An 8,380-nucleotide genomic window follows, 5' to 3' on the forward strand; every position below is an offset into this window, starting at 1 on the left:
GTGATGCTGGTCGTGCATCTGTTTGTCGTGGTCATCATCCTGCAATGCCGCAAGCCTGTCGCCGATGCGCTGCGTGGGCCGGTCGGCGCCACCGGCTTCCTGAACGGCATGCGCAATCGTTTCGCCGGTCTCTGGCATGTATTCGGCATCGTCGTCGTGATGGCTGCATGGGGGATCTGGGCGCTCAACATCCGCAACGGCTACGCGCTGCTGCTGCAATATATCGTCGGCACCGTGATTGTCGTTTTGATCACCCGCCTCGTCTCGATGATGTTGCTCAGCCTGATCGATCGCGGCTTCCGCATCCGGCCGGATGTGCTGAAGCGTTTCCCGGGACTCGAAGCCCGCGCCAATCGCTATCTGCCACTGTTGCGCAAAGTCGTCGCCGGGATTGTTGCGGTGATCGGCCTCGTTGCCTTGCTGGAAGTCTGGGGGGTCAATGCGATCGTCTGGTTCTATGGCGGGCAGATCGGCAGCCGCGTCGTCTCGGCTTTCATCACCGTCGCCATCGCCGCCGTGACAGCCGCGATCGTGTGGGAGGGCACCAATGCCGTCATGGAGCGTCAGCTGACATCGCTGACACGCGATGGCCACTTCGCCCGCGCGGCGCGGCTGCGCACGTTCCAGCCGATGCTGCGCACGGCGCTGCTCGGCGTGATCATCGCGGTGATTGCGCTCACGGTGCTGAGCGAGATCGGCGTCAATGTCGCGCCGCTGCTGGCTGGCGCCGGCATTCTCGGCGTCGCCATCGGTTTCGGTTCACAGAAGCTGGTGCAGGATGTCATCACCGGCCTGTTCCTGTTGCTGGAGAGCACGGTGCAGGTGGGCGACACGGTTGCCGTGTCAGGTTTGAGCGGCGTCGTCGAGAATCTGTCGATCCGTACCATCCGGCTCCGCGCCGGAGACGGCTCGGTGCATATCATCCCGTTCAGCGCGGTGACGACCATCACCAATTCCAGCCGGGGTGTCGGCAATGCGGCGGTATCCGTCAGCATCGGCTACAAGGAAGACACCGATCGCGTTGGCGAGATCCTCAAGCAGATCGCAGTCGAGATGCGCAAGGAGGATGCCTATCGTCCGCTCATGCGCAGCGATCTCGAACTGTGGGGCGTGGACAAGGTAGATGGTTCGATGGCCACGCTGGTCGGCCAGATCCGTTGCACGGATTCCGGCCGCTGGGGTGTGCAGCGCGAGTTCAATCGCCGCATGAAGATGCGCCTGCAGGAGGAGGGGATCGATATCGCCTCGCCGAACCAGACGGTCGTGATGCAACTGCCGCCGCCGGCGAAGGAAGATGACACGGGTGACGCCGAGATGGGCGAAGCGAAGGAAACCAAGCAGGAAAAACGCCGCGCGTGATGGCGCGGAAGCGTTCAACGCCAATTGCGGTCACCCGCGAAAACGGGTGATCCAGCCAACGCCGGCCGCGTCGTTACGCACTCAACGCGAGTCCACTGAACCGCCCGGTAGGCCGGACGACGACAGGACGAGTTTGAAGTTTGCGACTAATGCACGGCGCCCGTGCCGGGGCGGATCGCGCCACCACGCACTGATGCTGCATAGAGTTGCTGCAACTCGGTCTCGAGCTGTTCGTTAACCAGCAGCAGGGCCTTCACGGCGCCGCGCAGATCTCCGTTACAGGTCGAAACGATTTCATCGATGTCGGTTTCGATCAGATCGGGCGCCATGTTCATTCTCCACCTTCGATCATTTGCGATCATGGCAGACACTCCGCCTCGTGATCGTGGCAACAACCTGCCCGAATGCGTGTCGTTCCTGTGGATAGCGTGGACAGCTACGGCAGACTTTGTGTCGCAGGGCTGATGGCGAAACTTGGCGAGCGCCCCATATCCAAGCGGATATCCCCGCTTCCTTCCCGTTTCGGATCCTTCTGTGAGAAAAATCGTGCTGGTTCTGCTTGCACTGCTTGTCGTGCCGATCGGTTTGTCGGCCGCGAAATACTGGGCGGGCGACCGGTCCGTGAACTGGCAAAGCGCGGATCGCTCCAGTGCCGGCCTCCTGCCGCCGGCGGCGGAGCATCCCGAGGCGCTGGTCCGTGTTTTTGCTGCGCGCACCGTGCGCTGGCGCGGTATTTTCGCAGTTCATAGTTGGGTGGTGTTCAAGGAGAAGGGTGCGAAAAGCTATTCGCGCTATGATTATACCGCCTGGGGCGATCCGATCCGGCTCAACGGCTTCGCCGCCGATGGCCGCTGGTTCGGTGACGAACCGATAGCCATCGCTGCAGCGGAAGGCGCGGCCGCCGAAGCCATGATTCCCAAGATCAAGGCGGCCATCGTGAGCTATTCCTGGCGCGCCTATGGCGACTATCGCGCCTGGCCCGGGCCGAACTCGAATACCTTCGTCACGGCAGTACTCGCCGCTGTGCCGGAATTGCAGGTGGCTCTGCCGCCGACCGCGATCGGCAAAGATTTTCCCTACGCGGGCAATGTGTTCGGCTGGACGCCATCGGGGACAGGTGTCCGCGCGACGCTTGGTGGTTATCTCGGTCTGACGGTGGGCTGGATCGAAGGTATCGAGCTCAACATTCTCGGTGCCGTGCTCGGCTTTGATATCAGGCGCCCTGCTATCAAACTGCCGGGCATCGGCCGCCTCGGTATGAGCGTGTGATCACGCCGCCGTGACGACCGTGGTCCTGCATCGCATCTCTCCGTGATCGGCAAAGCGGCGCGGCGCTGCGACCGGCCAGTTGAGTGCGACCAATCATCTCAGGCGATCTGGTTGGAAACTGGCCGCCACACATTTGCTCAAGCCGTGGGCCGGATTGCTGCCCGGTCGTGACGGTGCATGGTCGGATCCCGATCAGCCTCAGGCCGCTCAGGGGAAGATCATGAGACGACGTCTATCGCATCTCGCCATTCACGCCGGGGTTCTCGGCCTTGCGTCCGTTGCCTCGGGCATGGTCTCGCCGGTCTCTGCGGCGCAGCTTCGCGCCAATTACAAAGCCTATTATCTGGGCCTGCTATCTGGGCCTGCCGGTGGCGACCGTCGCTCTCAGCATCGACCTGACCCAGGACCGCTATGAAGCGCGGCTCGGCGGCGATGTCAGCGGCGCGGCTGCCACGATGTCCGCCTTTTCTTTCGAAATGCAGTCGAAGGGGAAATATCAGAACGGGCAGGTCCAGCCGGAACGCTACGTCTATTCATCGCGATCGGCGAAGGAGACGCATCGCCAGGAGGTGAACTTCAAATCGAGCAATGTGGCCGCGATCACGATCGAGCCGCCGCTGAAGGATATCAGCGAGCGGGTGCCGATCTCGACCGAGCACGGGCAGAATGTCATCGACCCGCTGAGCGCCCTGGTGGCGGCGATGACGTCAGGCGATCCGAAGCCGGCCAATACATGCGGCGATGCCTTGCGCATTCATGGCGGCGGCCTCCGCGCCGATGTATCGACCGCTTTTCTTGGCCAGCAGGCGACGCGAACGCCGGGCTATCGCGGGCAGGCCAGTCTTTGCTCGGTCCGCTACAATCCTGTCGCGGGCCGTCTGGCCAATGCCGCCTACGTCAAATCCATCCGGGAGAATGAAAAGATCAGGATATCGTCCGTCGCCGCGGACAAGGGGCCTTTCGAGTTTCTCGTCAATGCGGTGGTGCCATTGCAGCTCGGCACGGCGCGGATCGAGCTGATCGATGCCCGTGTCGATGGCGAACTCATCAATGTGGGGCGATGAGCGGCCGCATCCCGGTGTGGCAGGAGTCTGAGCCTTGCCCGGCGCGAAACCTATCACGGTGGGGAGCGTATCTTACCGGTGCGTTCATTTCTCCGGACATCGTCGATGATCGTTCTCGCGCTGGCGGTTGTGCTCGCCGGGCTCGCTATTGCTACGCAAATCGGCGTGGCGGTGCTGCAACGTCAATATCCGCCGGCTGGCCAGTTCTTCGACGTCACCGGTGCCCGCCTGCAGGTGCTCGATCTCGGACCGCGTGACGCGGCCGGGCCACCGATTGTGCTAGTGCATGGCGCCAGCTCCAATCTCGGCTCCATGCGCGTGCCGCTCGGCGACCTGCTGGCGACCAAACATCGCGTGATCCTGATCGATCGCCCCGGTCATGGCTGGAGCACGCGCAGTGAAAACCTGTCCCCGGCGCTGCAGGCGAAGATGATCGACGACGTGCTCGGGCAGTTGAAGATCGAACGCGCAATCGTGGTCGTGCATTCGCTGGCCGGCGTGCTCGGTCTGCGCATGGCACTCGATTATCCGCAGCGTGTGGCTGGTCTCGTCTCGCTTGCGGGCGTTGCCTATCCGTGGCCTGGGGGCGTGGGGACCTACAATGCAGTTGTGACGACGCCGGTGATCGGGCCCGTTCTGGCCTATACGATCACGCTGCCGCTGGGGCTGCTGCTGGCGGAGCCGGCGACGCGCAGCGTGTTCGCGCCGCAGGCCATGCCGGATGGTTACATGGCCCGAAGCGCAATCCCGCTACTGCTGCGGCCGCGGGAATTTCTCGCCAACGCCTGGGATCTGGTGACGCTGAAAGCAGCGGTCAGCGAGCAGGCGCCGCGCTATGGCGAGCTGCGAATGCCGGTGGTGGCCATCACCGGCGATGCGGACACCACGGTCTCGCCCGAGATTCATTCCAGGCGGCTCATCGAGACGGTGCCGAATGGCAAACTAATCCTGCTCCCCGGCGTTGGGCATATGGTGCAAAATGCAGCCCCGGAGCTTGTCGTTGGCGAGATCGAGAAACTGATCGCCACTGACACAAATCCGACGGCTGCGTCGCGCTAGGATCATATCGATCGACTTCACAACCAGATGAGGAGATGTGCATGACCACGACATTCGGATCGGCCAAATGGCAGGGCGGTATCAAGGACGGCAAGGGAGCGATCTCGACCAAGAGCGGCGCGCTCGCCGACTATCCCTATGGTTTCGCCAGCCGCTTCGAGGGCAAGCCCGGCTCCAATCCGGAAGAACTGATCGGTGCGGCCCATGCGGCCTGCTTCACCATGGCGCTGTCGCTGATCCTCGGTGAGGCCGGCATGAAGGCCGACCAGATGGACACCAAGGCCGATGTCACGCTGGAGAAACAGGGCGAGGGCTTTGCCATCACCAAGGTGCACCTGACGCTGGTGGCCAAGATCCCGGGCGCGGACAAGGCGAAGTTCGACGAGTGTACGGCGAAGGCGAAGGCCGGCTGCCCGGTGTCGAAGGTGCTGAATGCGGAGATCTCGCTGGACGCCAAGCTGGAAGGATAAGGGCGCTTGGGCTCTTACCTCGCAGTTTGAACTCGTCATGCCCGGCCTTGCGCCGGGCATCCATCTGCGCGCGCATGGCAAAGGTGGATGGCCGGGTCAAGCCCGGCCATGACGTGGATAGAGGGCACTCTAACTACTCGCCCGTATCGCTCGAACCGACATAGGCAATGCGCAGCATGTTCGTCGCGCCGGGTGTCCCCAGCGGCACGCCTGCCACCACGATGACGCGCTGGCCGGCCTTGGCAAAGCCATCGCGGAACGCGATGCGACCGGCGCGGTCGACCATGTCGTCCTGATCCTTCGCATCTTCCGCGACGACACAATGCACGCCCCAGGCGACGGACAGCTTGCGGCCGCCGGCAAGGTTCGGCGTGATGGCGACGATCGGCGGCTTCGGACGCTCGCGGGCGACGCGCATCGCGGTCGAGCCCGAGCTGGTCCAGCAAATGATCGCCGACAATTCCAGCGTCTCGGCAATTTGTCGCGCAGCGTCGGCGATAGCGTCGCCGACGGTGGCTTCGGGGCCGGGTCGCTGGGCGGTGAGCACGTTGCGATAGGTCGGATCGCGTTCGACCTCCTCGCCGATGCGGTTCATGGTCGAGACCGCTTCCACCGGGAATTTGCCAGCGGCGGATTCCGCCGACAGCATCACGGCGTCGGCGCCTTCATAGATCGCGGTGGCGACGTCGGAGACTTCGGCGCGGGTTGGCACCGGGCTCTGGATCATCGACTCCAGCATCTGCGTCGCGACCACCACCGGCTTGCCGGCGCGGCGCGCCATGCGGGTCATGCGCTTCTGCAGGCTTGGCACGCGCTCCAGCGGCAGTTCGACACCGAGATCGCCGCGGGCGACCATCAGCGCGTCGGAGGCATCGAGAATGGATTCGAGACGTTCGATGGCCTGTGGCTTCTCGATCTTCGACATGATGGCGGCACGGCCGCGCACCAGGCGCTTGGCCTCATGCACATCCTCGGCGCGCTGCACGAAGGAAAGGGCGACCCAGTCGATGCCGGTTTCGAGTGCGGCCTCGAGATCGCTGCGATCCTTCGGCGTCATGGCGGAGACGGGGAGGTCGGTATCGGGCAGGCTGACGCCCTTGCGGTCGGAGATACGGCCGCCGACCACAACGCGCGTGACTGCGCGATCGGCCGAGGTCTCCTCTGCGATCAGCTTCAGCTTGCCGTCATCGACCAGCAGCGCATGGCCGGGGCGCAGAGCCGCGAGGATCTCCGGATGCGGCAGGTGCACGCGGGTGCCGTCGCCGGGCGACGGATCGGAATCGAGCGTGAAGGCTTCGCCGTTCTTGAGCTGGACGCCGCCATCGGTGAAAGCGCCGACGCGCAGCTTCGGGCCCTGGAGATCGACGAGGATGCCGATCGGACGGCCATAGCTGCTCTCGACATTGCGGATCGTCTTCACCAGTTCGCGCATCTTGTCGTGCGGCGTATGGCTCATATTGATGCGGAACACGTCGGCGCCGGCCTCGAACAGCTTGCGGATCATCGCGCTGTCGGAGGAGGCGGGGCCGAGCGTGGCCAGAATCTTGATGCGGCGTTGGCGTCTCATATCTTGGCTCGTTCTATTGCTTCGTACCGGGCGTGGTTGCTGGCGGCGTTGGTCCGCCGGGCGGATTGCCCGAGTTGTTGGGCAGTGCCGGGAAGCCGGCGCCTGGTGCGCCGGGAGGCGGTCCGCCAGGGCCTGGACTCGGAAGGCCCGGTAGTTTGGGTGGTTGCTCGTTGGTCTCGGTCAGCTGCACCGTCCAGGCGCGCTGTTCACCGGTATCGACTTCGAAGAAGCCGGTGCGGTCGAAGCCGCGCGCGAGGCAGTTCTCGGTCCCCTTGATGGTGAATTCCTTGTCACGCGAGCACATGAAGGCCTGACCCGACCATTCACCGCCACGGTCGTAGTCGATGGCATAGATATAATAGTACCGGGCGACCAGAGTTCCACGTAGCAGGGTCTCGCAGGCGCGCGACGATACGTTCCACCAGCCTTCGGTGGTCCAGCCGTCCGCGTCCTTGTAGCCGAGCGCGATGCCGACCCGGCTCGACGTGTTGTTGCAAAGCCGGAAATCCGCCGCTGCAGGTGTCGCCCACATGCATGCCAGCATAACGGCCAGAACTGGCAGCAGGCTGGCCCATCTTCCAGACCGGGCTGGGGGGCGGATTGCGTGGGGATTCGTGATGATCATTCGGCGCCGATATATATCAGTTCCTTGACGGTTTCGCGTGACCAGACTGGCCTGTCAACGTCAGCCGCCGATTCGGCGCGTCGTCGGTAGTTTGACCTGCGTTATGGCGAAATCTGGTAAAGAACCCATCTTACGGGCTTGGCGGATTTTTTGAGCGAGACACGACATGGCGATGGACGAGAAGACACAAACCGAACTGGAGGCCGCAGCGTTCCGCCGTCTGGTGGCGCATCTGCAGGGCCGCACCGATGTGCAGAACATCGACCTGATGAATCTCGCCGGCTTCTGCCGCAATTGCCTGTCGAACTGGCTGAAGGATGCGGCCGACGAGCGCGGCGTCGCCCTGAGCAAGGACGAGAGCCGTGAGGCGGTTTACGGCATGCCGTACGAGACCTGGAAGTCGCTGCACCAGAGCGAGGCGACGCCCGACAAGGTCGAGGCAATGAAGAAGGTGCATCCGGGCCACTGACCGGAATGCAACCCCTTGCAACCCCGGCGCGCGATGAAACCTGTGGGGGCGCTGTGGATGATTTGGTCCGCGGCTTGACCCGGTCGGGGGATGGGGCCGAGTGTCGAATTAGAGACAAGTTTTTAAGAGACTAGCGCCCATAACCGGCGCCTCTCGCCAACCCACCCTACCAGATCAGTTCAGGAGTTTCCGATGGCCACCAATGCTGCGTCCGTGCTGGACGACCAGGCAACGCATTCTTTCGCCAAGGACCAGCTCAAGGCCATCGTCGAGCGCATCGAGCGCCTCGAGGAAGAAAAGAAGACGATTTCCGACGACATCAAGGACGTCTATGGCGAAGCCAAGGGCAATGGCTACGACGTCAAGGCGCTTCGCACCATCATCCGCATGCGCAAGCAGGACGCCAATGAGCGCGCCGAGCAGGAGACGATCCTGGAGACCTATCTGCAGGCGCTCGGGATGCTGTGAGGCGCCAGCCTCATCCACTCACAGGCTGTC

Annotated in this window: 10 protein-coding genes; 7 read left to right on the forward strand and 3 right to left on the reverse strand. The window is 63.4% G+C overall.

Translation table 11 applies throughout. The features are described 5' to 3' along the window. Positions 1-1,359 (forward strand): mechanosensitive ion channel family protein (locus tag ACIQ17_RS27400; RefSeq protein WP_398472506.1); only part of this gene is annotated, 1,359 nt, incomplete at its 5' end. Between the two features lie 146 nt (positions 1,360-1,505). On the opposite strand, the gene ACIQ17_RS27405 is transcribed toward ACIQ17_RS27400, so the two are convergent. Continuing rightward, a complete protein-coding gene (locus ACIQ17_RS27405; RefSeq protein WP_398472507.1) occupies positions 1,506-1,688 on the reverse strand; it encodes a hypothetical protein in 183 nt (60 codons plus the stop codon). 217 nt (positions 1,689-1,905) lie between these two features. On the opposite strand from ACIQ17_RS27405, the gene ACIQ17_RS27410 reads away from it, so the two are divergent. The 4 genes from ACIQ17_RS27410 to ACIQ17_RS27425 all read left to right on the forward strand — a co-directional run bounded on the left by ACIQ17_RS27410 (position 1,906) and on the right by ACIQ17_RS27425 (position 5,221). Beyond that, positions 1,906-2,628, forward strand: coding sequence for a DUF3750 domain-containing protein (locus tag ACIQ17_RS27410; RefSeq protein ID WP_398472509.1), 723 nt, complete (start codon positions 1,906-1,908; stop codon positions 2,626-2,628). Positions 2,629-2,906: 278 nt separating this feature from the next. Further along, a complete protein-coding gene (locus ACIQ17_RS27415) occupies positions 2,907-3,692 on the forward strand; it encodes a DUF3108 domain-containing protein (RefSeq protein WP_398472516.1) in 786 nt (261 codons plus the stop codon). A gap of 105 nt (positions 3,693-3,797) precedes the next feature. After that, positions 3,798-4,751 (forward strand): alpha/beta fold hydrolase, encoded by a 954-nt coding sequence (locus ACIQ17_RS27420; RefSeq protein WP_398472510.1) that lies wholly within the window; start codon positions 3,798-3,800, stop codon positions 4,749-4,751. 41 nt (positions 4,752-4,792) lie between these two features. Further along, positions 4,793-5,221 (forward strand): OsmC family protein, encoded by a 429-nt coding sequence (locus ACIQ17_RS27425; RefSeq protein WP_398472511.1) that lies wholly within the window; start codon positions 4,793-4,795, stop codon positions 5,219-5,221. Between the two features lie 133 nt (positions 5,222-5,354). Here ACIQ17_RS27425 and pyk read toward each other — a convergent pair whose 3' ends face one another. Both pyk and ACIQ17_RS27435 read right to left on the reverse strand, forming a co-directional pair. Then, entirely contained in the window at positions 5,355-6,788 is a 1,434-nt protein-coding gene (pyk, locus tag ACIQ17_RS27430) for a pyruvate kinase (protein WP_398472512.1), read from the reverse strand. 13 nt (positions 6,789-6,801) lie between these two features. Beyond that, entirely contained in the window at positions 6,802-7,413 is a 612-nt protein-coding gene (locus ACIQ17_RS27435; protein ID WP_398472514.1) for a DUF1036 domain-containing protein, read from the reverse strand. A gap of 166 nt (positions 7,414-7,579) precedes the next feature. Here ACIQ17_RS27435 and ACIQ17_RS27440 point away from each other — a divergent pair, with 166 nt between their 5' ends. Beyond that, complete coding sequence (locus ACIQ17_RS27440; protein WP_398472515.1) at positions 7,580-7,882, forward strand: DUF1244 domain-containing protein; 303 nt, start codon at positions 7,580-7,582, stop codon at positions 7,880-7,882. A gap of 192 nt (positions 7,883-8,074) precedes the next feature. Next, on the forward strand, positions 8,075-8,350 hold the full coding sequence (locus ACIQ17_RS27445; protein WP_211910252.1) for a DUF2312 domain-containing protein: 276 nt from the start codon (positions 8,075-8,077) through the stop codon (positions 8,348-8,350). Positions 8,351-8,380 lie beyond the last annotated feature (30 nt).

This window comes from Tardiphaga sp., from assembly GCF_044340795.1.
In the GTDB taxonomy this organism is placed as follows: domain Bacteria; phylum Pseudomonadota; class Alphaproteobacteria; order Rhizobiales; family Xanthobacteraceae; genus Tardiphaga.

Bases quoted from the DNA above. Each gene is read 5' to 3' on its own strand.
- ACIQ17_RS27435 (WP_398472514.1), bottom strand. From the start codon at position 7,413: ATGATCATCACGAATCCCCACGCAATCCGCCCCCCAGCCCGGTCTGGA.
- ACIQ17_RS27440 (WP_398472515.1), top strand. From the start codon at position 7,580: ATGGCGATGGACGAGAAGACACAAACCGAACTGGAGGCCGCAGCGTTC.
- ACIQ17_RS27420 (WP_398472510.1), top strand. From the start codon at position 3,798: ATGATCGTTCTCGCGCTGGCGGTTGTGCTCGCCGGGCTCGCTATTGCT.
- ACIQ17_RS27405 (WP_398472507.1), bottom strand. From the start codon at position 1,688: ATGGCGCCCGATCTGATCGAAACCGACATCGATGAAATCGTTTCGACC.
- ACIQ17_RS27425 (WP_398472511.1), top strand. From the start codon at position 4,793: ATGACCACGACATTCGGATCGGCCAAATGGCAGGGCGGTATCAAGGAC.
- ACIQ17_RS27445 (WP_211910252.1), top strand. From the start codon at position 8,075: ATGGCCACCAATGCTGCGTCCGTGCTGGACGACCAGGCAACGCATTCT.
- pyk (WP_398472512.1), bottom strand. From the start codon at position 6,788: ATGAGACGCCAACGCCGCATCAAGATTCTGGCCACGCTCGGCCCCGCC.